The following is a 25,254-nucleotide window of genomic DNA, read 5'->3' as shown; positions in this document are numbered from 1 at the left end:
TGTTGTTAAACTGTTTTACCGGGAAACACTTTCATACCTATAACATACAGCACAGCTGTACCAATCAAGCCATTAATAGGCGGAATACCTGGTACGAACTGAGCAATCAGAACGCCGCCAACCCATGCCAATATCGCAATCCAGTTCACAGCTTTGAAGGTCATCTCTTCGAATTTCTTATAGGATCCGCGATGCAGGATAAAGTAATCCGCTAGCAGAATCGCGCCAATCGACGGCAAAATTGAGCCTAGTACCGTCAAGAAACTTACGAAATTGTTGTACAGCCACATCGCCATGATCGTACCTACTACTCCATTAAAGATAACAATGATATTCTTGGGCAGCTTTGTAATATTGGCAAAACCCAGACTGGATGCATAGAGCGCATTTTCATTCGTTGTCCAAATATTTAACCCTAGCACAATGATAGCCGGTATAATCAAGCCTTGTAAAAACATGACGTCCGAAATATCGGCTTGTCCATACACCATCGCACCTACTGCTCCAAATAGAAACATCAACGAATTTCCAAGGAAAAAGGCAATGACCGTTGAGACAACCGCTGAACGAGTCGTTTTTGCAAATCGTGCAAAATCCGGTGTTAGCGTACCTCCACTGATGAAGGACCCGATACAGACGGACAATGCTGTAGCAAGCCCCATCACTTCCGTCGGCTGATAATTCATTAATCCTTGCAATCCGCCTGCTGTTGAAGTTGCTTCAAAGACCGAATAACTTCCTAATATCGCAATTGACGGTACAGCTACGATACCGAGTATCGCCAATGCCTTAATTCCATAGATCGCGGTGATCGTCATTAGAATTCCTGCAATCGCAATCAAGACATACACGTTCATTCCCGTTACTTTCTGAACCGGAACGGCGAACATCGCCACCCCAACACCAAACCAGCCTACCTGCGTAAAGCCTAACAATCCTGAAGATAAATAGGAACCTTTCACGCCAAAAGCATACTTCGTCAGCAAGTGAGTCGATAACCCCGTCTTTGCCGCAATATACGCAAGCGCCCCCGTATAAATGCCCAAGATCAGATTCCCTGCCAGTACAATTCCGATAAAAGCACTAAACGTTAAGCCATTTCCTAACGCTCCGCCTGACCACATGCTTGCCGAGAAGAACGTAAATCCGAGCATCACGGCGAGTATTTTCCAAAATCCATTCCGATGTGTTTGCGGTACAGGTTGCAACGAGAACTCCAAGTCTACTTTTTCCATTATCCATCCTCCAGTTCGTCTTGATACCAATGATGCTCAAGCAGATGGAACATGCGGGAATAATCAGGGACTTTTTAGGAGCAACAAAAAACGGCTTATTGCCCAGTTGCCCTGACAATAAGCCGTTTACGATCACATTACAACATATAGATACACATGCATATACACACGTATCACTATAAAGATCATACATTCCGCTGTCCTTGTCAGCCTCACGGGACTGAATTAAAGGTATCCTATTAAATTGGTACCAGTATAAATGAATAGGTTGCTATCGACAAATGTAAATGCTGGAATCCACCGAACAAACGAAAGGCACCCGGCCGGGGTGCCTCAGCAAAATTGCATCAAAGGTTCCGCGATAAACTCGGTCATCGTTTCGGAAGCGTCTGCATTGAACTTGGAAATGTGGGATCTCGTTGCCTCCTCGACGTCTCCAAAGGATAAAGGACCATTTGTCATAATAGTCACTATCGCGATACTAGCACGTCCTCTTCATAATCATTGGAAGTCGCTTGGATAGCTCATACTTAGTTCAACCTCTTCATGATTCAGATAGAGTCGTCACATCTATGGCTCAAAGTAAATAGGAGGTGTCGTTACCGAATAGTTTGCGATCGCTCTAATTTTTTCATCACGAACTGCGATTACACGCAGATGATAATCCGTCTCCGGATTAAGACCCCTAAGTGAAACATGGGTGGTTGAGGTGGTTTCGATCAGCTCATCATTCATATAAACTTGATAGTCGATCCCCTCTTCCCCATACTCATCCCAATAGAGCTCAATGAAATCAGGCTGGACTTCAGCCCTCATATTCTGTATTTCCCCATAGTACGCGAAACGGAAGGAGGTTGCAGTTAGTCCGCCTTTTCCATCATCGGCCGTTATACGAATTTCTGTTGAACCGATACCAGTTGGGCTAATGCGCATACTAGCTCCTTCTACATTTACCTCTGCAACTGCTGAATCACTCGAGCGGGCTGTGAATGTTAACGAATCGCCATCCACATCATGGAAAACCTCGCTTATATTGATTTCAAAAGGCGCCTCCGAGTTTACCATTCTATCGGATATTGGTTTGACCACCTTAGGAGCGGTATTGGTTGGTATTGGTGTCGGTGTCGGTGTTGGCGTCGGTGTTGGCGTCGGTGTTGGTCCCGATGGTCCTGATGGTGTCGATGGTGTTGATGGTGTCGATGGTGTCGTCGACGTCGGTGCTTGCGGCCGCTGAGCTTGTTCTTGCAGCTGCTTCATCTGCTCCAAAGCTTTTTGTTGCTCCTCAAACTTTTTCTTCTCAGCATCCGAAAGTTGTTGCTTCAACTTTTCCTCCGCTTGTTTACGGGCTTCTTCAAGTTTCTTCTTGTTCTCCAGCTCTTGCCGTTCTTTTTCAGCTTTCAGCTTATCTATTAGGGCTTGATTTTGTGCAGCTAGTTCACGCTGCTTATTTAGCTCCTCCTGCCGCTTTCTTAGTTCTTCCTCCAATTGCTTCTGTCTCTCCTGCTGCTGCTTTTCCTCATCCGATAATTGAAGCGGCAGGACATTATTTAAATCGATCTTATTATCGGATTGTTTATTGTACTCATCGATAAGAGCATGCAATTGGTCTGATCCTATTAAATTCTGATCACGAGCCTGCTTTAAAATATTAGCAAGTAGATTATTTAGATTATTCTGGTATCGATCCAGATCGTCTGGAGACAATCCACCCGGATTTTCGCTAGGGATAGGCCCTGGGGCTTGATTCCTCAACCACTCCAGCATCTCCGCATTTTCCTGATCTATTTTCTGCTTAGCCTTTAATAAGGCTTCGATGACAGCGGGTGAAGCTTGATTAACGAGATCGGACAGATCAACTATATAAGGCTCATTTGGTGCTTCGGAATTTGGTGATAAGTTCAGTTGCTGCGCAGGATATACGAAGGCTGGATTCGGTGCATTTCCGTTGTCGCTTCCCTGAACCAGTCCACTGTTTACAAAGAGGGTCGATATCCCCGTAGCCGGATTGATGGCCACAAGAAAATTTGTACCGCGAACATCGGTCATAGCCGTCGGCGTCAGGATTTTGAAGCTATCCTTAGCATTTACCAGCGAGGACACATTGGCCGAAACCAGCCCACTCCATAACATAAAGCTCGTTCGCTTTATCTGGGATACATCACTTAAATTTGAAATGTACAGCTCCGAATTTTCGCTAATTGTAATTTCATCCTTGCGGTCGACCGTCTTTAATATCGCGCTCGTATTCTTTTCCGTAAGAATATGATCACCTTGATGAAGAATCATGCCATTATAGGCCTGGTAAGTCAAAGAACCGCCCGCCTGAGTAATCCAGACCTTTCCTTTAATCTGTTCAAGAACCGCCTTACGAGATTTACCATCTGCTACAGGCAGCTTATCGATGGCTTCCGTAATTTCCCGTAAAATAACCGTTTTCGTGTTCGGATCCCATTGTACATCTACTCGGAACGCCTCACTGAAAAATCTAACCGGAACATAGGAACGGCCATCTTTCGTATAGGGTACCGCCTCAAGCAAACGCTGCTCTTCCGTATCGGTCGCGGCATCCTTAACCGAAATCATTTGACTCCCCATTTGCAGCCTGATGCTTACCTCGCCCTTCGTCAATTCAATGGTACGTTGATTATCCATAAATTCAACCTTATAGCCCATCTTCTCGCTTAAGGCTCTGACAGGAATCATCGTTCGTCCCTTCACAATTTCGGGCTGCGCATCAAAGCTGATTACCGAATCACCGACCACTACCTTCACCTGATCATTGCGGGGCAGATTGGTTGGAAGCCGATAATATTCAAGCTCGCGGATTTTATTGTTATAACTGTCCGCAATGAGCAAGTTACCATTTGGCAGAACTGCCACATCGGTCGGATTATGGAGCAGGTTGTGACCGTTAATGCCATCTACATGACCAAACTGCGCAGGTACACCGGCAATTGTACTCACCTGTCCATCAGCAAAGTAACGAATCGTGTGGTTCATGCTATCGGCAATAACCAGTCCATTCTCTTCCGTTATAGCGATCCCTCTTGGAGACTGAAAACGTGCTTCTGTAGCGGCCCCATCCGCATAACCGCCTTCGGCATATAGAGTTCCACTCGCATACACTGGCTTCTCTCCCGAAGATAAACCTGCCGCAGTTGTAACCGTACCTTTTGCCAGATCAATATATCGGATCACATGATTGCCTGTATCACTTACATATAAATTGCCCTTATGATCGATTGCAATGCTAGTAGGCTCATTAAACTTGGATGCCGACAATGCACCGTCCGCATAATCACCTGCAGGAACTACGTAACCGGCTTCAACCTCAACGACCCGATCCGATAGAGCGTTAAGCGTAGTGACTTGTCCATCCGGTGTTATCTGCCGAATCAAGTGATTCAACGTATCCGCAATGTATAGGGTACCGTCCGTAGCAACAGCCACATCCTGAGGATGCTGGAATCTCGCACCCGTGCCTTTTCCGTCTTCATCGCCGATAATGCCATCTCCAGCAACCGTTGTTACCATTCCATCTTTAGATATTTTTCGTATCCGATGATTTTCGGTATCTGCTATGTAAACATTACCTTCCAAATCCGTGTCCATACCCGAAGGACCGTTGAATACTGCAGCTTCCTTAGCACTGTCGTACCAAGCCCCCTCAGGAGTTACGTTGTCTTTCGCGTCAAGCATGAAGCCCGCATAAGTAGAAACCTCTCCATTCTTCACTTGACGGATGAGATGATTTCGGGTGTCCGCCACAAGTACAGAACCATCTTTCAAGACAGTAATTCCCTGAGGCATACGAAAAGACGCCTTTGACGCCGCTCCATCCCAATCGTCGAAATTACCGCTTCCTGCAAATACCGTTACTCTTGACAGAGCTTCATGGCTATCGCTCAGGGAAGGCCCGACTTGAATTCCAGCTGCCCCTGTAGCCGTGCCTCCAATTAGTGTGAAAATCATTACAGCGACTAACAAACGACTATACACTTTCCTCATCTTGATCCCCTCTCACCTTATAAGTTCAAAACTTTGAATTGTTCTTCTTGCTATCTGCATCTAAGTAGCGATGTCCGTCGCGGTCCGCCAGAGGTCCGTTAGATAGTCTTCGCGCATCAAAATCCACTATCCTTCGACTCTATCTAAACATCATAGTCGAATAATAAGAGATTTCAGTCCTACTAAAGTAGTAGACAGCAAAAAAATAAGGGGAAGGAACGATATGAACCGCCCCCTTATAAACCTGAAGGGTGAAGGGCGGAACATTTGATACGGAACTTATCCTCTGTCTTCATCCCCTGCACATTTTCGGTAGATGAAATCCTTAGCGCTGTTGAGGGACATGACTAGACGGGAAAATTAATGGCTATCCGTGATTTCGCCCTACTTAAGGTAAGGTGCACCGTATCATATATAGAGCGAAATGAAGGAGAGGAATTGCTACCAACGGTCCAATGCTTCTGTTACCGCTTTTATTTCGGAACAGCGATGTAGAATATAGGCTAACTAGTGTGGGGAGACATATCTCATCATTTTTCGCCATTTTCTTATTCTCTACAAATGATTTGAATGGTAAAATATTCTTATATAAGATAACTTCAGAGGGGATGTTGTAAGTGAATAGATTCCGATGTAATTCCATGATTCTTTTTATACTAATATTAATCCTTCTCCCATTCGGGAGCATTTCGAGTGCCAGCGAAACAGCTACCACAGAGAAAAGCAACTATTACTTCGTCTACAATAGCTCAAAGGTCGACACTAAGGATCTCGCGGCCATCAAGCAATACGTAGCTAAGTTCAAGAATACCAATAACGTTTTGTTCGACGCAAAAAACTACAAGGAAGCCCCCAAACTGCTAGATGCCCTGAAAGCACAGCAAAAGAAGCTTGGTGGCAAAGTCGCCGGAATCCAGATCTTTGGTCTGGCGAGCGATGTCCCTTCCTTCTCCTACGTCCATAAAATGAAGCCTACGGAAGGTAATTTTGAATGGAACGGCATCGAGTACGACAAGAGCGGAAAGCCCGAAAAGTTCGTGTCCGACCTCTTCTACTCCAACTTCAAGAGCGACAGCAAATACCTGACGGACGTCACCGTCTACGGAATCATTCAGGAGAATCAACCGGTCAGCATTGTTCCTGAATGGCCTGTCTCGCGCCTTTCGCTGACGAAAGGAGAAATCTACAAGTATGTCAGCAACTATGAGGCGTATCGTAAGCAGATCGAAGGAAAATCCATTCCAACCGTTGCCCTTTCAGCCCCTGTCGAGTTTCAAAAAGGACTGGACGTAGCACAGGATGACATCGCATTCTTTATGAATCGAATGAAAGAAGAAAAAGAAGAATTCGGCTACTTCAGCAATACTGATCTTCGTACTTATTATAAGGATCTTGCTGCGAATCTGGTGAAAGAGAACAAGTCAGGGGTAATGGATCTTGTAGTAGGTAGCGAAGGAAACCCCGAGGGAGCCGCTCTGAAAAAGGATGGGAAGAATTACTTCTTCGATCGCAAAAGTGCATCTAGCCTGAACTCCAACTACTATACAGCCTTTTTCTGGGGGTCGGGTGCCGCCAAGGGACTAAATGCAAACAGTATTATCCACGATGGAATGGCGAAGGGTAAAATGATCAATCCTATCGCTTTCACTATTCCGACTTACAGCAGAGACGTTGCCAACTACTTGTGGCTTCCGATTCCTACACCTGAGGGAGAGACAGGTGATGACTGGAATGATTACCTTGCAGTGGATAAAGAACTTTTGGAGAGAAATAATCCATTCTTCTTCGTTTACAAGTACTATGAGGCGATTGATAATGGTAAGACACGTCTACAAAGCTTCTACGATGCACAAGTAGCGTATGCCACTCTGTCCGTAAGCAATAAGCAGAATCTGCGGGCAGCGCTAGGCTACGAAAACGTTATCTCGCTGCACTATCTCGGACTGGCAGATTACTAATGATCGGTGGGCCTATCGGATTCTTTCGATAGGCCCTTCTTTTTTTCTAAGGTCACTTGGGACTAATACATTTGATTAGCTCGCGGACAAATAAGTAAATAAATGTATATTATAACCATGAATGACGACGAGCAAGCTTAGACGAATAAGCGGATTTTTGCAGTGTGCATGATCCAACTCTGCCAGATGAGCAACAAGACCAAAATCAGTTTGTAACGACCTTGTTAGGGGGAGTTAGAGTATACGGTTCGGCAAAATTATTAATTTACGAGATAGATTTACAGTAATTTACTACGAGAAGTATAATAGGAATAATGACTCATTAATAGGAGGATATTCCTTGGATAACAATTACAAAGATCCACAATATGGGTTTTCTCCACTAACCCAATCTTACGTTCCGCCACAGGCGAAGACGAGTGGCAAAGCAATTACCTCTTTAGTACTAGGTATAATATCCTTAATTACTTTGCCATTAGGAGGAATCATAGTCCTTGGAATCATTGGCTTCTTCAGCGGTATCGTTGCGATTGTGTTCTCGTCTTTATCGTTTAAAGAAATCAAGCGAGTACAGGTGCGAGGACGCGGTATGGCAATTGCAGGATTGGTATGCGGAATCGTCGCGACGACTGTCAATGTGCTTGTCTTTGTTATCTTCTTTGTGATTGGCTTCATGAATGCTATGAATAATGTGTAGACACAAAAAACCGCTTTGGGTTTCCAAATTAATGAATATACTTTAAGTGAAAGAGGTACATATTGGAATCTACTTTCCACCTTTGTAGTAAGGTCATTTTCGACAACGTTACCTCCATCACTAATCTTCCTATCGTTTACGATCCTGTATATGATAAGCTGACTGGAAAAAGCGGATATACCGAAGTATATCCGAAGCTAGCAGCTGGAGCATTGAGACTGTGGAATAGAATGACTGGGAATATAAGTGAATGCTGGCTCTAATAGGCGAGCGTAATGCAACTGTTTTTGCCCCTAACTTTATCAAGTTGGGGGTTTTCATTGACTTCTTTAAAGAAAGAGCTCAATACGTTGTTTCAGTTCTTCTTTAGACTTTACTCTATGGTGGCGGAGCACTTGCTTAGTCATTTTTGTAAAAAATGATTCGATGATATTAAGCCAAGATCCATGTTTAAGAGTAACTGCTCTTCCACAGAGCCAATCACTTCGCCTGTTACGAGGTCAATACTCGCAAGTAGACTAAGTGTACCCTGACGTTACTTATTTTCGAATCCACTCCACCAGATGAAGATCCTCTTACATTCTGGGCTTTTTTCAATATTACAGCACAAAAAAATGATTTAGAAACAACAATACACCTAGGCAAGCCAAAACATATAGCTGAGATTATTTCATATCTAACGAAACAAAGAAAGAATTATTTACAAAAGGACAGCCTCATATTCTAAATAATGCATGGGATTTATTAATGGAAATGAGATATTCAAATTTTAATCCGTTGCCATGAGAAGAGTGGTTTCTTTGTATTGTATTTCAAAAATATGCTTTTATTGAATCATTGAGCCGTCTCTTCATTTCATTGCGCACATGCTCAGGTTCAATGCATTGGCATTTATCTCCGAAGCTCATTAGGATTCCGTAACCATAATCATCTTCAATAAAATCAAAATATGCATAGAATTTTCCATTACCGAGGGGAGTAATGTTCTCTTCTCCGCAATAATCCAATATCCGGTCGAGGATGGAATGGTCAAGCTGCAATTTTATTTTTTGCATTTTCCTGGACATGGTATCTGTAAACTCTGAAAAAGCCGGGGGAACCTCACGCATGGTAAAACAGTCTTCTGTTCTCTCCATTTCAGATATGCGGGATAGCTTGAATACCCGAAATTGCTGCCGATTCAAACAATACCCCTGCACGTACCAATGATTTTCTTTCAATAAAAGACGATGAGGTTCCAGGGTCCGCATGACCTTGTCTCCTTTAGCGCTTAGATACATAAAAGACAGTATGCTGCAATGTTCCAAGGCTGTTCGAATCACTTCAACTTTGGTCTGCAGATCATTGCTGCCCAGCCAAGCGGATAAGTCAAAAGAGATTTGGTTGGCTTTCAGCGTAATTTCATGCTGTTTATCCTCCGGGATAAAGCTCTTTACTTTGGCCAGGGTAGCAGTGGTTTCCTCATTGGATAATGTATTGGATATAAAGCCAACCCCCATCAGCATAGCGGTAATGTCCTTGACGGTAAAAAAACCTTTTTCTATCTTATACTGATTCATGATCCCAATTCCCCCGCCTACACCGGAGCTGGTCACAATCGGGATACCCGCTTGATTAATTGTTTCAATGTCACGATAAATGGTTCTAAGTGAAACTTCAAACAGCTCGGCCAGCTCTTTCCCGCCCATCTTCTCTCTTTGCAAGAGCAGCATAATGATAGCAATCATTCGTTCCAGCTTCATAATCATCCCCCTGAAATTTATGTACTATGACTGACATAAAAGCTGTCAGCGATACATTGCTATACTAAGTTTATCAAATGCTAAGGAGGAAATATAAGTGGATTATAAGAACGAATTTTACCACACATTAGACAAGACTAACGAAATTGCTCTGGCAACAGCGGTAGCAGGTCTACCCAATGTAAGGATTGTCAACTTCTGCTATGATGCCAACAAGTCGGGAATCCTGTATTTTGCGACAGACAGGGAGAATCAGAAGGTGGCTGAGTTTTCTCAAAATAACAATGTTGCCTTCACAACCGTCCCCTCTGATGGGTCTTCCGTGCCGCATGCCCGCTCCAATCATGCAGTTGTACATAAGAGCAGGTACACCATAGAAGAGATCAAGGACCTGTTTATCCAAAAAATTCCCGGATATGATGAGACGCTCGCAGCCATTGGCGACACATTGGATGTTTTTGAAATTCACATCAAGGATGTTTTTGTCATCGTGGATTATGAGACTGCCGGATTGGTTTCTTTTGAGGTATAGCACTGCCAGAAATTCAGCATTCGACGTTTGTTATCGCAGTATATACGGACTCAAGATAAAACTCTATTGCTTCGGAAACATCGGGACCACCAGCCTTTGATTGGATGATCTGATCATACCGAAATAAAGAAAAGCCTCCTCTAAAAAATAAGAAGCTGTCTCTTTTTGGATTGAGGGGCTTTTTCAGTGGCCTCCAGGTATCGCATCGTTCTTTGACTCCTAAAAGGACGCTGATGCCCGTTTTCGCTGACTTTTCCGGCGAGCATGACCCATCCCAAACCCATGTCGGTCAACGCGATTTTGAAGGTATCTGCGAGTTTCCTCCAAAAAAACTTACCGCTACTTATGGTAAGGTTCACCCCGATTGATCTTCACCGCGCGGTAGATCTGCTCGGTGAGGACCAGCCGCATGAGCTGATGGGGCAGCGTCATGCGCCCAAAACTCATGCGCTGCTGCGCGCGGCGCATGACCTCATCGGCGAGCCCGTGGCTCCCGCCGATGATGAACACGACATGGCTCGTCCCGTAGGTACCGAGCCTGTCCAGCTCAGCGGCAAGCTCTTCCGAGCTCCAGAGCTTGCCGTCAATCGCGAGCGCAATAACATGCGCCTCGCTCTTCACATGCGCGAGGATGCGTTCGCCCTCGCGTGCCTTAACTGCTTGCACCTCCGCCTCACTCATCGTCTCCGGTGCTTTCTCGTCGGGTACCTCCACGACTTGAAACTTAATATAAGGCGTCAGCCGCTTCGCATACTCCGCTATACCCTGAACCAAATACTTCTCCTTCAACTTCCCCACCGCAATAATTTGAATAAACATAACAGCCTCCTGAATATATAAATACGTCCATATATGACGTCTTCACTTCAAAGTTATTTTTCGGCTTATTATATCACGAATGCAAATAAATCATCTTCCCGGCGCGGATTGTAAGCACGGATTATAGGCTTACTGTCTGTATTCGTCTTTAATATGAGGTTCAATAGAGTATCCATACTAATTATTGTGTTGCAAAAGAGTCTCCCTATCCAACAGCTCATCCACTCGCAGACATTGCAAACCCTTCTTATGAATTTCTTTCAGAACCTCCTTCAATCCGCATATCATATGCCCTGGCGCTTCTTCATCTGCCCCAAATGTATCACCACTGTCATGTAGAACGACGATAGAGCCCGATTTCATCTTATTTAATAAGGTACGTTTCAATTGTTCTGCGCTAACTGTTGATTTCCAATCTCCCACCATGACAGACCATAATACGATCTGATATGACTTTCTCATGAAGAAAAGATCACCTAAATTAAGAAGTCCCCAAGGAGGTCGATAAAAAATAGGCCTCTCTCCTGTAATTTGCTCGACAATGTTAGCTGTGCGATCTACCTGATCCCGTCTAATCGTCCATGGGGGTGATACCCAATTGAGTGTATGAGTATAGTTATGAATGCCGATTTGGTGCCCTTCCCGGTGCATTCTTCGAATCAGTTCCGGGTATTTCTCAGCCTTCTCACCCAATACGAAGAAAGTAGCTTGTACACCATACTCTTGTAACAAGTCCAGTAATACAGGTGTATACATGGGGTCAGGTCCGTCATCGAAAGTAAGAGCCATTCCCATCTTTACCTTCCCTTTAGAATGGACGCCCCACCTAAATATGCGAGTAAAAAAAAAGGGTACAATCATATAGAGGATCATCACATCTATGGATAGAATAATTAGCATCCGGATCATGAAATCGCCGCTTCCTTCCCTCGCTTCTGTAGATGCTGAAAACCAACTTTCCGTACCGTAAACCGCTCTTTCAAAGACTGCTGACTAATCACTAACCGCATGGGAGATAATTTCTCCGTTCTGTGTTCGACTCGTTGTTTGCCTTCGGGATGCATCACACGAAGTAGTAAGCGAAGATACATCCCGAACCATAGGTGCTGCCATTTGGACTCGATGGGATGTTGCTCAAACCCTATTCCGTGGATGATACCTCGGTGAAGTAGCGTAATCCCCGTTAAAGCCTGGACTTTTGTCAGTTCCGGATTACTAGTAAGCTCCCGACTAATTTCTCTCATTGCATCGCGCAGCAAACGTGCTGTCTTGATCCCAGCCCGATCTGCACCAAATTCACGTGTAAGCTGTAGTACCTCCCGATTATCCAGATGAAGTTCACCCACCCAATCTCCGGCAACGATCCGCTGCCCATCAAGACAGGTAATACTCCTTCCGTGATGCTGTCTGACCACCAATTTACATATGCCATAACTCCTTACAGACTGACTTCGAAATCTGGTTATAAAGTCAAATACACTCTCCCACATCATCCAAAGGGACTGTATACATTTTTTCATAAATGACGATGCCATAATTTCTCCCCACTTTCATTTGATATAAAGTCCACTTATCCGTTTTTGTTTTCTCATCACTTTATTTTCTAACTAAACTTTTAACCATCCGACGCGTGTTCCCGCCAATCATCTTCACCAGGACATTCCCAAGGTATAAACCGATCCACGTAAATACTGCACCTGCAATCATGGAAAGAATTGAGTCTCCGAAAGTTCTAATTTGAATACCAAAAAATGATATTGCAAAATGATCCAATCGGTATAATACGGGGGCTAACATGAAGATAATCGGTGTCACATAGAAAAGAGCGGCACAAACGAGACTAATAATCCCGACAACGAATCTCAGCATAAGCCAGCAAATCATTTTCCAATTATGTGTATCCAATAGATCAGCTCTAACCTGTTCCCATATACCTCCCTCTACCCTCGTCCGGGTTGGAAGCGTGCGAATGGAGATATCTGTGTAGACTTTGGTCAGGACCCGTTCGTACTGTACGAACCTATCCGCGGATCGCAAAACATAATAGAGGATTGGAATCCCTATTATAGTGAAGGCCATTGTGACCCCAAATGTGATACCCAGCAAATAAAAGCAAAAGTAGAACAACCCCGTAGCAAAGGTGCGTAGCAAAAAGCAAAAATTCCTTATGTGTTTCCAAATGGTTTGATTCACGTCTAGCCTCCCTCTCAACTTTAAAAATCCATCATCTGTACAGCTCTTATGCTAGTGCTTGTGATGTAAAATCGACCAGTGCCATAATGTCATATGACAAAAATTCCACACCAAAAAGCACCCTATCATCTACTTCCGGGGAGGATTTAGACGGTAGGGTGCTCGGTTGTTCGACTTTGGCAACTCAGCTATTCATTTATCGGGTTATTCCTGAGTTCCAAATGCTTTCTGTATCGCCTCTTCTCGGTTACGTACGCCCAGCTTGGCATAGATCGTAGAAGCATAATTCCTTACGGTTCCGTCGGATAAATACAATTTAGCTGCTATCGATTTATAACGTAGCCCCTTTGAGAGGCATTCTAAAATTTCGAGTTCGCGCGGTGTTAGACCATATTCGTTGTCCTTCTCAGTTGGCGCCTCGGATATCGCATGCACCTCATAGTTATCAATTAATACATTCGTAATATCTGGTGCAATCATTTTGACACCACGATGTACGAGACGTATCGTTTCAAATAGTTCTTGCGGTTCGGTAGACTTTAACAAGTATCCATCTGCCCCATACCTCAGAGCTTCGACCGCCCTCTCCGTTTCTTGAAAAGTAGTCAGGATCAACACCCGTACATCCGGCCACTGTTGCTTGATACGTTTGGTTGCTTCTGCTCCATCCATACCGGACATATTTAAGTCCATCAACACCACATGAGGTCGATTCTGCCCGCAAAGTTCGAGTGCCCGAGCACCATCCTCTGCCATACCCACTATTTCAAAGTCCTGTTCTCTCTCTAAAATAATTCGCAGACTATCTCGGATGTAAGGCTGGTCATCCACCAGCAATAATCGTATCTGTCCCTCTTGGAGTTCCACAAGCCTTGGTAAATTACATGTCACAACCGTTCCTTCTCCAGGCTTAGAGTATATATATACTTGCCCTTGCAAGTTGGATGCGCGCTCTTTCATAGCTGTTACGCCAAAGCCTGCTTGTAAATCTTCAGTACCTAACCCATTATCCTGTACTTCCAACCTGATCTGTTTCTCCTCATAATGCAGGTTTATGACAATTTCACTAGCTTGTCCATGACGTACGGCATTGGTTAAAGACTCCTGCAGACACCTGTATAAGGTCATCTTAGCTTGATTTGGCACCAAATATTCCTCTCCGAACGTTCTGAAGCGAATCTCCACCTTAGAGAACGTTCGGAATTCATCAACTAATTTCTGTAACGACTGAATTACAGTTAATGTATCTCCATTAGAGCCAACATGATGTAAATATCGACGAATTTCATCCAAGTTACTGCGAGTTAACTTTAACAAGGAACTCACTTTTTGCTCACCTTCAGAGGTGTTTACATCGGAACGTAGTGTTTCGAGCCCCATTATAATGGAAGTAAACGAATGGCCCAGCGTATCGTGTAGATCCTTGGATATCCGATTTCGTTCTTCTAAAAGCGTCATGCGCTCCACTTGAGAGATATACTGCTCCAGAACGGTATTTTGGTCCCTAATAATTCCACTCTGTCGATGATTGACCACAAGCAATTGAAACGCAAACCCAATCGTGTACACCAATCCAAAGTCTAGGATCATAGTCGATGCACTCTCTTGCTGAGATAGCTCCGCTAACAAGAATGGTATCAAGATGATCGTAATGGGTCCCGACCAACGATATGACTTTTGAGCACTATTGCTAGCAATCATAAAAGCAGGCGCGAGAAAGGTCACATAAGATTCAGGAAACAGGGATGCCAAATATAAGCAGAGTCCTCCCGTAAGAACCATCTCTGCGATCAGATAATACGTGAAATGCAGTTGCAAACAGAACCAAGGAACCGAGAAAGCCATAATGCCCCATAAAATAATAAGCCACAAAGCTATCGGTATATCCTCAGATACATATGTCATGGTAACAAGTAAAGAACCAAACAAAATAATCCGAATCAATAGAACCAACCAATCATACCAAAACCACTGCTTGACAAGGTTAAACAATGAATCTCACCCCTATACACTCTGCTGACTTATTCTTCATTATAATGTAACCCTTTCAAAGCTTACTAGTTACAAAAGGTCATGAGTCTATATGACATTTGTTAAAGGATCAGCAATGTGTAATAGAACCAGCATCTCAAACCTTTTCAAACGTAAAAAAAGGCCCGCTTCATCATGACTCTTGAGAAGCTGCCTTTTCTAATAATTATATTAAATTATTACCTTGTCACTCTGCATAACCTACAGTTATAGCAGTTATATCTCACACAACCAAAAACTCAGCCTTCTCCTTACACTCTTGGCAAGTCACAGGCGGTTCCCAGTTGGCAAACTTCGTATCTTCCAATTTTACAATATCCGGTGCATCCTCAAACTCGTCAACAAACATATCAATGGCTAATTCCACATGGTCTTTACATACGATGAACATAAGCTAGTAGCATCCTCTCTATACTGTCTCTCTAAAGTGTGGCTTCCTACCTCTAGTTATTACCCTTTATCTGTTCTACCACACTCCCGGCCAAAAAGGAACCGCTTTGCTCACGTTAACTCTATCAGAAATGATTCCCAGACAATCCCGCACTCCTAACACCTGTCTTATACCCAAGGTAATCTCTGTCCTTCATATAGCTTTCCCCGTTTTTAATCAACCTATGATGCTGATCCATCCAACCCATCCTTAGCCGTAATAGGAACAGTCGCCTCCTGCAGCGCCAATTCCAGCTCAGTGGTATACTTAGACCTCGTTTCTGCTGTCCAATTTAAATAATTCGCCATGTATTCAATAACAGGCTCCTTCCACTTTTCAACCCACGCTATATTAAATAACAGAGCCCCCGTCCGCCGTACAAAAAAATCCACAGGTGTCACAGCCATTTCCTCATTGATCGCATACAGCAACGGAGCGCCTACTTCAAATGGTAGCTCACCACCGGAGAAATCCTCCGCTAGAGCGGTAAATACAGCAGACCATGTATATAAACGGTCTACATTAGAGCCATACTTACGAGCCCAACCCTGCGCCACATCATGAGGAATGCCTCGGTCAACTCCTTCTTCTGTTTTCTTCGCCACATAGTATCCAAAAGAGCCCGAGCCTCCCACCGCTCCGCCCGAAATTGGAATGTTCTTGGTCGAACACACCAAAAAGGACAGGGCACTAGTTGCTCCTGCTACACTTTCTGCTTCCAACTGCGTTGCGACTCGGTCCACAACCGTTTCTGCCATTTTGCGATAGCCCGTTAGCTTGCCTCCGGCCATTGAAATGAGGCCCGATTCCGACTGCCAAATTTCATCTTTTCGCGATATCTCTGAAGGACCTTTCCCCTCCTCATAGATCAGTGGACGGACACCGGCCCAACTCGACTCCACATCTTCTTCCGTTAAATCGATCTCTGGGAACATATGATGAAGAGCCTCCAGTACATACTGGCGGTCAGCTACTGTCACCTGCGGATGGGCAATATCTCCCCTATATTCCGTATCGGTTGTCCCGATATAAGCCTTGCCATCTCGAGGAATAGCGAACATCATACGGCCATCTACCGTATCGAAATAAATTGCCTGCCGTAGCGGAAAACGACGCTGATCGATTACCAAATGAATCCCCTTCGTTAATTGAAGCCGCTTACCCTTTTTCGAATGATCCAGCTCACGCAGTGTATCGACCCAAGGGCCTGCTGCATTAACTATTTTTCGTGCACGAACTTCATATGTATTACCACTAATCACATCTACTATAGATGCTCCTATTATTTTACCGTTCTCATATAGAAATTGATTCAGCTTCGAATAATTTACCGCTTGCGCTCCCCGGTGCACGGCCTCCTTCAACACTTCAATCGTAAGCCGCGCATCATCCGTGCGATACTCGACATAATATCCCCCGCCAAGTAAATCACTAGCATTCAGTAACGGCTCTTTGCCCAGAGTTTCAGTTGCCGTCAGCATACTCCGCCGTTCCTCTCGGTTTACACCTGCTAAGAAATCGTACACTCGTAGACCGAGAGAGGTACTAAATTTGCCAAATGTCCCCCCTTTATAGATAGGTAACAGCATCCATTCCGGCGTCGTCACATGGGGACCGTTCTCATATACAATGGCACGCTCTTTGCCGACCTCGGCGACCAATCCTACTTCGAGTTGTTTCAAATAACGGAGTCCACCATGCACTAGTTTGGTCGAACGACTGGAAGTACCTGCAGCAAAATCCTGCATATCGATCAATCCAACCTTCATTCCCCGCGTCGCAGCATCTAGTGCAATACCCGCTCCAGTGATCCCGCCACCAATTATAAGTACGTCCAAAGGCAATGAAGACATTTGCTGAAGCCTTTGATCTCTTTCAGTACTAGAAAATAAAGAATCTACCATAACCTGTGTCTCCTCCTTTTGCGTAAAAAAGGAGACCCCGGTTACACTTCAGACGTCCATTAAAACGGCCTTAATGTATGGTGATCTCCTTGTGACTTATCATCTGTATACTGCCAACGAACTGAGTGATTGCCTATTTATCCGTATCCGCGTCTAACCCATCATCAATTTCTGCCTCCGATGGCTTATCCGCCAGCTTCAGCGTTACACTCTGAAGTTTGCCATCACGGTAAAAGCCAACCTCCATCGTATCCCCAATCTTCTTGTGATCATATAAGTATTTGCGCAGCTCGCGCGTGGAGTCAATCGGCTGTTTATCGAGCTTAGTAATAATATCGTTGAGCTTAAATCCTGCTTCCTTTGCCGGACCATGTGCCTCAAGAACGATAACACCCTTCTTCAAATCATCCGGTAGCTTAAGCTCCTTGCGCTGCTCTTCGCTTATTTCGGAATAGGGATTATCCAGATCCAGTGTATATACTCCCAGGTAAGGACGTACCACTTTGCCATGTATCATTAAATCATCTACCGTCTTCATAACCTCATTCACAGGAATAGCAAATCCGAGACCTTCTACCCCCGTATCGGAAATCTTCATAGTGTTAATTCCGATCAATCGTCCGTTCAGATCAACTAATGCACCGCCACTATTGCCTTCGTTAATCGCTGCATCCGTCTGGATCACTTCTTGCTCCCAATCGTATATACCATCCTGGTTCAGTGACACTGGAATCATTCGATTCGTGAAGCTAACAATACCTGAAGTGAGCGTCCCGCCAAGACCGAGCGGATTTCCAATAGCAATCACCGTCTCACCCTGCTTGAGCTTCTGAGAGTCTCCAATTGGAATGACTGTATCGACGCCTTGATCATCGATCTCCAGCACTGCAAGATCATTCATCTGGTCTTGGCCAGTAACGGTAGCCTTCTTAGACTTGCCTTCACTAGTCACGACCTCCAGATCACCTGCTCCAGAGATCACATGTGCATTTGTAATAATATACGCCTTGCCATTTTCCTTCTTAAAAATAACTCCCGAACCAAGCGCCGCCAAATCAGGGTCGTCATTAGAGAATTCATTATGACTCAGAATACTTACCACCGTTGGCCCAACCTTCGAAGCCGCCTGGCTGATCCGTTCATAAGGATCCCCGGTACCCGAACCTAAGAACGATCCGCCGTTGCCACCACGGGTAGAGAATGGGAATCCAGACATCAAACCAATCAATAATACAGTTACAAAAACACTTAATACGGAGGAGATCAGCGAAATTTGCAGCGTAGATAACCCCGTACCTTGCCTACTTTTTCGCCATCCTCGGGTACCGCTTACTGTGCGGATGCTGCGTCTCTTTACCTTTGTTGAATAAAAATCATCATCAAACAATCCCATCCGAACTCTCCCCCTCCATCACACTGCCCCGGGTACATGATCCCTATATCTATATTTTATTTATATCAACCCAAACTGAGGGTTACATTCAACTTTATGCGGGGAGAGCAAAGCCATATTCCCACACATCCTTTACTTCTTTAACGTCATGAACTTTAGTTAAGTTGCCACTTTCGATGCTCTTTTTAATTTTTTTTAATTCATAGGAATGTTTCTCTCAGTTACGGACTACACTAATATTAAGCTTCACTAGATTGATAGATTTATTTTACCATAATTAAGGGACTCTGAAGCATTTTCCATTCAGGGAAATTCCGGGAGAAAACGCCAAACAGCCCGGTGCAAGGAAAATACTCCATTTTGCGCCAGGCATGTATTTAAAATCTAGGTTATGAATAACAGGAATTTCTCCAGCTAATGTATTTTACATACCGTTGCTGATCAATTTAACTGGAATTTCTCCAGTTAAATTCACGTTCCAAGGCAATCATGTTGGAGATCGACTAGTTTAACCGGAGTTATTCCAGTTAATTAGAGGAAACAAGGAGTACTCAGCAAAATAGCTGGAGTATTTCCCTGTAAATGAATCGGAAGTTTGTTCGATGATATTCCAAGAGCCTACGCTCACAAAACTAAGCCTACGCTTTCGATGTAAGTTTTGCTCGATGACCATTCCAGGAGCCTACGCTCACAAAACTTTTAGGAGGTACCCCATGGATTCTTTTTTCTCAACGTCAATGAATGAGGTCAATGTCCTCGCTAAGCTCGCAGATTTGAAGGAAGATCACTATCATCATCTGCTGACGCTTAGTGCATTAATGGAGCTACTTATAGATAAGGGAATCCTCACCCGCGAGGAGATTGATAAGAAAGCGCATGAACTGGATCAGTTCATGGCTCACCCACCTTATCCCACGGTGTAGGTCGGTCGAAATACGTATCTCGCAATACGAACTCGCTATCTCGATAGAAACAGCCGCGGTCTTCCATAGCTCCGCGCACCGACATCTTCGCGAGATCAGGCAGATTATGCTCGCGGCTTAGATGCGCAAGATATACGCGTTTCATGCGGCCATTAAGCAGCTCACTCATCAGCTCACCCGTCGCTTCATTGGACAAGTGACCCATATCGCCTAAGATACGACGCTTAATGTTCCATGGATAGCGGCCCATCCGCAGCATCTCAATATCGTGATTAGCCTCCAGTACAAGCACATCGGAGTCAGCAATCGCGTGCTTCACCTTATCACTGGCATAACCCAGGTCGGTGCAGACGCTTAGCTTGTCCTTTCCATCATAGAAGCAGTACCCTACTGGCTCAGCAGCATCATGCGAGATTTCAAATGATTCCACTCGTAGAGAGCCAAAATCACGGGCTTCCCCAGATGCAAACACACGTCGATTCTCATCCGCAATCTGACCTATTGATTTCTCTATGGCACCCCATGTCTTCTCATTAGCATAGATCGGTAGATTATATTTTCTCGCTACGGGTCCTAACCCCTTGATATGATCGGAGTGCTCATGAGTTACTAGAATCCCATCTAGTTCCTGTCCGGTCATTTCCCGCTCCAATAGAAGCTCATCAATTCGGCGAGCACTGAAGCCCGCATCGATCATCAGCGTCACTTCCCCATTGGTGACTACCGTCGCATTCCCCGTTGACCCACTCGACAATACCGTAAAACGTAATCCCATACTCTCCATTACTCCTTTGATTTCTCTGTGTTTGGACTGATAACGTCCCCACTGATGCCCTGCACATAATATTCCTTACCACTCTCAAGCATGAAACGCCATGCCGGTGTAACCGGTAAGTGTGCATCCGAATCAAACACTTGACCATAGTACCCTAGCTCAATCTCTTTCACTACAGAGCCGTCGGGCAAGAAATTTTCAATCAAGTTCCCGAGTGCCTTGGAGGCAGATAAGACCCGCTGCTCCTTCTCATCACTCACACTATTTATTTCAATATCTTCACGCATGAACGATATAATTTTCTGATTACTATAGTATAACACTAGATCAATGTTAAAGAGTGGCCACTTGTCTTCCACCAGAGGATGCAGAATGAACATCCCTTCTCTATCCATGGCTTCATCATAACGATAATTTGCAATGTCCGGCAGACTATCCTTGAGCGCATTCGTCAGCTCCCTAGGAGTATAGATCAGCTTGCTATCCACGGGCTTGGGCAAATCCATGACGATTCCGCCACGTCTACCTTCTACAAATCGATAAGCGATCTTAGGTAGCTCCGGCGTCTCACTTGGAATCTGGGCTAATACTTTAATTCCTTTTTCATCCATCATCATCTGGGTACTATCCTCAAGGGAGGTGAAATCCAGATTGGAGTCCGCCTGTTCCCGTATATCATTCCATAGTTGATAGCCGAGCACCAGATTCAGCAGCAAAAAAGCATAGATTAGTACATTCTTCGCTCTACCCCAATCCATTTTCGGACCTCCCTTCGTTCATTTCAGTACACGTGTTGCCCCATTACTCAATTCAACTACCCAAGTTGGCGTCAATAGAAGGCCTTCTTCGCTCAGCGAAGGTAAGTATGCTGGGTAAAGGTTTGTAATGAAGGCCTCATTAGACACCCTTTTTATTTTCTCCCGCAGTTCTTTTCCACCGGGTAAGGTGACGACTTTCTTAAACCAAGTTCCCTCTTTGATATAGAGCAGAGAACGTTCATACCCTGTAATCGTCCCCTGACGCATTTCTAACGTAATGGTTCCATAATGGAATGTCGACGTATCCAAAATAGGGAATGCTCCATATTGTGCCGTCCCATAATACTGCTGGAACTTCACAATATGCTTGTCATCATCCCGCCCTTCGCTTTGCTCCAGACGGTACTTACCACTCCAGCCATCATGCTGATTCACAAAATCAATGGCCGACAATATATTCTTGCTAGGACTATTATCACCTGTAGAAGGCGCAGCAGGATCGGTGAAATTAACCCAGTTCCGATCTTGTCTGACCTGTAAACTACGCTTACTGTCTGTATAAATTTCGGATCCATTCTTCTCTCGAATATAACGGGTGATACTGGAGTCAAAATTTAAGCTGCGCTGCAACTGCTCTGCGGTATATAGACCCGTTGGCAGTCCGGTCTCCACTAGATCAATCGACTTTTCCGGGATATAATACCCATCTACCAATGTATAAGGAACCCATTCCTCGCCAAAATTAATCTGCTGCTTCACGTCCTGTACCGTTAAATCGACCTTCGTTGCCTCGTACACCACATTACCATCAGAGCTGAAGAAGAACACCCGAACTTGGTCCTCATTTTCCGTATTATAAATTAGAATCCGATCGATGCTCTCCGCATCAAATAAAGGATCTGGGGAAATCTGCATGGCCTTTTGCAGCAGGGTCACCGGGACGCTATTCTCAAACTTTAACTCGATCCCCTCATGGCGTCTGCGAATGTCAGTCCAATTGATATTCTCTAAAGAATACCGCTGAAATCCACCGAACTGACGACCTCCAAGACGTGAATAGATCAAATTATAGAATGTTGATTCCGGGTAAAACACACTGTGCCGATCATCGCCCATATGAATCAATATCTGAGCTGGGAAGATCATGCTTTCTACTTCCAGTTGCGTTCCCATACTTTCCGCTACGATATATTCATTTTCTGATTTAACAATAGGATCACTTCCCGGCAGGCGATAGATCAGATAATAACTTTGTACCATACTAACTACCACCAGCAGCGTTAGAAACAGCGATTTAATTGTTTCTTTCACAGTTCCTCGCCCCCTTGCTTCTGCCGCGGCAGCGTAAAGATCACCTTGGTGCCTTTGCCATGATCTGACTGTAACGCAATGGTTCCACCATGGGCTTTCACAATTTCCCGGGCAATGGATAAGCCAAGCCCTGTCCCCCCCATATCTCTAGAGCGAGCCTTGTCCACACGGTAGAAACGTTCAAATATACGATCCAAATCGCGCTTCGGAATACCGATCCCATCATCCTGCACTGAGATGGCAATGCCATCATCATCTATTTTTCTAGCTTCGATTGCGATACTCCCACCTTCGGAAGTATACTTCATCGCATTGGAGATCAAATTATCTAGTACCTGATCAATTTGATCACGATCCATCCAGACAGTGCCTACACCCTTACCGATAAATATCGTAGGCTTAATTCCCTTCTCTTGCATTTGAAAAGAAAACCGATCTGCCACTTCCTCCAGCATCTCCATTACACGGGTTGGCTGCTTACGTAGCAGCGCCTCCTTGGAATCTAGCCGTGAGAGATGCAGCAAATCCGTGACCAGCCGAATCATCCGTTCTGTCTGATTCTGGATAACCGAAGCAAATCTTGGACCTAGATCAGGGTCATTCATCGCGCCATCTTCTAGCGCCTCCGTGTAACTCTTGATCGTTGTAAGTGGTGTCCGTAATTCATGGGATACGTTCGCCACAAATTCGCGCCGCGATGCTTCCAGCTTCTCCTGCTCTGTTACGTCCTGCAATACCGCAATCGTACCGATGATTCCAATTTCCCGCCGATGAATCGGTGTGAAGGTTACTCGGATCAAGAACGTATCGCCTTCCCCCGTTTCATTCTCCAAAATAGTAGAATGCATCGTTCCTTGCTTCAGGAATTCACGTTCCTCATCTGATAGATTGAGCAGTGTCATCATGTCCGTATCACTACCTGCAGACTCTTCTTCAACCTGCAGCATCTCGTGTGCACGCCGATTCATCAGAATCACATGGCCTGTCTCATCTGTCGCAATGACCCCATCACTCATATTGGTCAGAATGGAGGTCAACTTCTCTTTCTCTTCTTCATTTTGCGCCAACGCATTGCGTAGACGACTGGTCATGTAGTTGAAGGCTTTGCTAAGTTGTCCGATTTCATCATTGCCCAGCACGGGCATGGTCTGATGGAACTGACCTTCCGCCACCGCCGTCGCCCGCCGGGTTAATTCCATAATCGGCGAGGTAATCGTGTGTGCCAGAATCACGCCGAGCACCGCCGTCAGCCCTAAGGCCAGTAACATACCGGATATAAAAATATTATTAATCCGCTCCATCGTGTCATACAAATCACTCATCGATGCAGCAATATAAATTGCACCGACGATTTTCCCACCGCTATATACGGGCTTGGCCAATACTTTCTTGCGGATATCATCCACATCGATGATATATTCCTCATTATCACGATTTCCTTGCAATGCACGGCTAACCACTGTCTGTGTATTCTTCGTGCCTACGTAATCCGCATGGGACGGCTTCGACGTCGTAAGTACCTTGCCCCCGGCATCCAACACCTGAATCTCTGCACCATTGATGTTAAAGAGGTTATTAACCAACACTCGTAAATTATCTAGTGATTCTTCTGCCGCTTCTCCGGTTACCCCCAGGTTTTGTGCTGCTAATACCGAGAGCAATTCCGCACGTTCCTGCAATTCCTTAGTGAAATTGTTAGTCAGTGACGTCTTCATTGCGCTCACGAAATAGACCCCAATCAATTGCATCGCGATCAGGATCAGCAGTACATAAATAATAATTAATTTAGCCTGGATCGTACGGAAAAAAGAAGGCAATTTCATTCTATAATACACCCGCTTTGGAGCTACGCATCATATACCCCAATCCCCGCCGTGTCAAAATATACTCTGGTTTACTTGGGTCTTTCTCGATCTTCTCCCGCAGACGGCGAATCGTTACATCGACTGTACGCACATCCCCAAAATACTCAAAGCCCCATACCGCTTGTAGCAGATGTTCCCTCGTCATCACACGTCCAGAATTCTTCACCAGATAGTGAACAAGCTCAAACTCCCGGTGTGTCAGATCTAGTGGTTCATTGTTCTTATACACGGTATACATGTCCGTATCAATGAACAATTCGAATAGACTAATCCCTTGTGCCTGCGGACTTTCATCTCCTTCTGGAGTCACGGGCTTCTGTTGACGTCGCATCTGTGCCTTCACCCGAGCAAGCAGCTCACGAGTGCTGAAGGGCTTCGTAACATAATCATCTGCACCAAATTCGAGTCCCAATACTTTATCAATCTCTCCATCTTTAGCTGTCAGCATAATAATAGGGGTTTGCAGTTTCGCACGAACTTCTCTGCAAACATCCATACCATCCTTACCGGGCAACATCAAGTCTAATAGAATCAGATCCGGATGTTCCGAGAACGCTAATTCAACCGCTTCGATCCCATCGAAAGCCAGGATCACCTCATAGCCTTCTTTTTCCAAATTGAATTTTAAAATATCAGCAATTGGTCGTTCATCATCTACGACTAGAATTTTCCCTTGCATT

At 44.7% G+C, this 25,254-nt stretch carries 21 protein-coding genes; 5 read left to right on the top strand and 16 right to left on the bottom strand.

The annotated features are described in order from the left end of the window. Positions 1-5: 5 nt before the first annotated feature. Together codB and IEW05_RS16615 are read right to left on the bottom strand one after the other, a co-directional pair. Positions 6-1,235 (bottom strand): cytosine permease, encoded by a 1,230-nt coding sequence (codB, locus tag IEW05_RS16620; protein WP_188540980.1) that lies wholly within the window; start codon positions 1,233-1,235, stop codon positions 6-8. A 570-nt stretch (positions 1,236-1,805) separates the two neighbouring features. Then, positions 1,806-5,243, bottom strand: a complete 3,438-nt coding sequence (locus IEW05_RS16615) for a stalk domain-containing protein (RefSeq protein ID WP_188540979.1) — start codon at positions 5,241-5,243, stop codon at positions 1,806-1,808. A 617-nt stretch (positions 5,244-5,860) separates the two neighbouring features. On the opposite strand from IEW05_RS16615, the gene IEW05_RS16610 reads away from it, so the two are divergent. The 3 genes from IEW05_RS16610 to IEW05_RS16600 all read left to right on the top strand — a co-directional run bounded on the left by IEW05_RS16610 (position 5,861) and on the right by IEW05_RS16600 (position 8,161). Next, a complete protein-coding gene (locus IEW05_RS16610; protein ID WP_188540978.1) occupies positions 5,861-7,201 on the top strand; it encodes a hypothetical protein in 1,341 nt (446 codons plus the stop codon). 340 nt (positions 7,202-7,541) lie between these two features. Further along, on the top strand, positions 7,542-7,898 hold the full coding sequence (locus tag IEW05_RS16605) for a DUF4190 domain-containing protein (RefSeq protein ID WP_188540977.1): 357 nt from the start codon (positions 7,542-7,544) through the stop codon (positions 7,896-7,898). Positions 7,899-7,960: 62 nt separating this feature from the next. Beyond that, positions 7,961-8,161 (top strand): hypothetical protein, encoded by a 201-nt coding sequence (locus IEW05_RS16600; RefSeq protein WP_188540976.1) that lies wholly within the window; start codon positions 7,961-7,963, stop codon positions 8,159-8,161. 549 nt (positions 8,162-8,710) lie between these two features. Here IEW05_RS16600 and IEW05_RS16595 read toward each other — a convergent pair. Then, a complete protein-coding gene (locus tag IEW05_RS16595; RefSeq protein ID WP_188540975.1) occupies positions 8,711-9,640 on the bottom strand; it encodes a helix-turn-helix transcriptional regulator in 930 nt (309 codons plus the stop codon). 97 nt (positions 9,641-9,737) lie between these two features. Here IEW05_RS16595 and IEW05_RS16590 point away from each other — a divergent pair, with 97 nt between their 5' ends. After that, complete coding sequence (locus IEW05_RS16590) at positions 9,738-10,172, top strand: pyridoxamine 5'-phosphate oxidase family protein (protein WP_188540974.1); 435 nt, start codon at positions 9,738-9,740, stop codon at positions 10,170-10,172. Between the two features lie 339 nt (positions 10,173-10,511). Here the strand turns inward: IEW05_RS16590 and rlmH are convergent, their stop codons facing one another. From rlmH to IEW05_RS16550, 8 genes are all read right to left on the bottom strand, one after another. Then, positions 10,512-10,991, bottom strand: a complete 480-nt coding sequence (gene rlmH, locus IEW05_RS16585; RefSeq protein ID WP_188540973.1) for a 23S rRNA (pseudouridine(1915)-N(3))-methyltransferase RlmH — start codon at positions 10,989-10,991, stop codon at positions 10,512-10,514. A gap of 177 nt (positions 10,992-11,168) precedes the next feature. Beyond that, complete coding sequence (locus tag IEW05_RS16580) at positions 11,169-11,900, bottom strand: polysaccharide deacetylase family protein (RefSeq protein ID WP_188540972.1); 732 nt, start codon at positions 11,898-11,900, stop codon at positions 11,169-11,171. After that, positions 11,897-12,511, bottom strand: a complete 615-nt coding sequence (locus tag IEW05_RS16575; RefSeq protein WP_229753455.1) for a YkoP family protein — start codon at positions 12,509-12,511, stop codon at positions 11,897-11,899. The genes IEW05_RS16580 and IEW05_RS16575 overlap by 4 nt, the downstream gene beginning before the upstream one ends. A gap of 76 nt (positions 12,512-12,587) precedes the next feature. Then, positions 12,588-13,184: a sensor domain-containing protein gene (locus tag IEW05_RS16570; RefSeq protein ID WP_188540970.1), complete on the bottom strand. Its 597-nt coding sequence runs from the start codon at positions 13,182-13,184 to the stop codon at positions 12,588-12,590. Positions 13,185-13,388: 204 nt separating this feature from the next. Beyond that, positions 13,389-15,176 (bottom strand): helix-turn-helix transcriptional regulator, encoded by a 1,788-nt coding sequence (locus IEW05_RS16565; protein WP_188540969.1) that lies wholly within the window; start codon positions 15,174-15,176, stop codon positions 13,389-13,391. Between the two features lie 262 nt (positions 15,177-15,438). Then, complete coding sequence (locus IEW05_RS16560) at positions 15,439-15,606, bottom strand: CxxH/CxxC protein (protein WP_188540968.1); 168 nt, start codon at positions 15,604-15,606, stop codon at positions 15,439-15,441. A gap of 221 nt (positions 15,607-15,827) precedes the next feature. Further along, on the bottom strand, positions 15,828-17,549 hold the full coding sequence (locus IEW05_RS16555; protein ID WP_188540967.1) for a glycerol-3-phosphate dehydrogenase/oxidase: 1,722 nt from the start codon (positions 17,547-17,549) through the stop codon (positions 15,828-15,830). 133 nt (positions 17,550-17,682) lie between these two features. Beyond that, positions 17,683-18,942, bottom strand: a complete 1,260-nt coding sequence (locus IEW05_RS16550) for a S1C family serine protease (RefSeq protein WP_188540966.1) — start codon at positions 18,940-18,942, stop codon at positions 17,683-17,685. Between the two features lie 713 nt (positions 18,943-19,655). Here IEW05_RS16550 and IEW05_RS16545 point away from each other — a divergent pair. After that, a complete protein-coding gene (locus IEW05_RS16545) occupies positions 19,656-19,865 on the top strand; it encodes a hypothetical protein (protein ID WP_188540965.1) in 210 nt (69 codons plus the stop codon). Here the strand turns inward: IEW05_RS16545 and IEW05_RS16540 are convergent. From IEW05_RS16540 to yycF, 5 genes are read right to left on the bottom strand one after another with little or no spacing between them, the layout of a single operon-like run. Then, positions 19,834-20,640, bottom strand: coding sequence for an MBL fold metallo-hydrolase (locus IEW05_RS16540; RefSeq protein WP_188540964.1), 807 nt, complete (start codon positions 20,638-20,640; stop codon positions 19,834-19,836). The genes IEW05_RS16545 and IEW05_RS16540 overlap by 32 nt on opposite strands. Positions 20,641-20,648: 8 nt before the next feature. After that, the gene (gene yycI / locus IEW05_RS16535) at positions 20,649-21,398 is read right to left on the bottom strand and encodes a two-component system regulatory protein YycI (protein ID WP_188540963.1); all 750 of its coding nucleotides are present in this window, start codon (positions 21,396-21,398) and stop codon (positions 20,649-20,651) included. Positions 21,399-21,416: 18 nt separating this feature from the next. Next, the gene (locus IEW05_RS16530) at positions 21,417-22,709 is read right to left on the bottom strand and encodes a YycH family regulatory protein (RefSeq protein ID WP_188540962.1); all 1,293 of its coding nucleotides are present in this window, start codon (positions 22,707-22,709) and stop codon (positions 21,417-21,419) included. Beyond that, positions 22,706-24,532 carry a cell wall metabolism sensor histidine kinase WalK gene (gene walK, locus IEW05_RS16525; protein ID WP_188540961.1) on the bottom strand — a complete coding sequence of 609 codons (1,827 nt, stop codon included), beginning with the start codon at positions 24,530-24,532 and terminating at the stop codon, positions 22,706-22,708. Before walK ends, IEW05_RS16530 begins: the two co-directional genes overlap by 4 nt. Position 24,533: 1 nt before the next feature. Continuing rightward, positions 24,534-25,253 carry a response regulator YycF gene (gene yycF / locus IEW05_RS16520; RefSeq protein WP_188540960.1) on the bottom strand — a complete coding sequence of 240 codons (720 nt, stop codon included), beginning with the start codon at positions 25,251-25,253 and terminating at the stop codon, positions 24,534-24,536. Position 25,254 lies beyond the last annotated feature (1 nt).

Origin of the sequence: Paenibacillus segetis, from assembly GCF_014639155.1 — a bacterium.
Lineage (GTDB): Bacteria > Bacillota > Bacilli > Paenibacillales > Paenibacillaceae > Fontibacillus > Fontibacillus segetis.
Note: the sequence above shows the minus strand (reverse complement) of the source record. Positions and strands in the feature narration are given on the sequence as shown.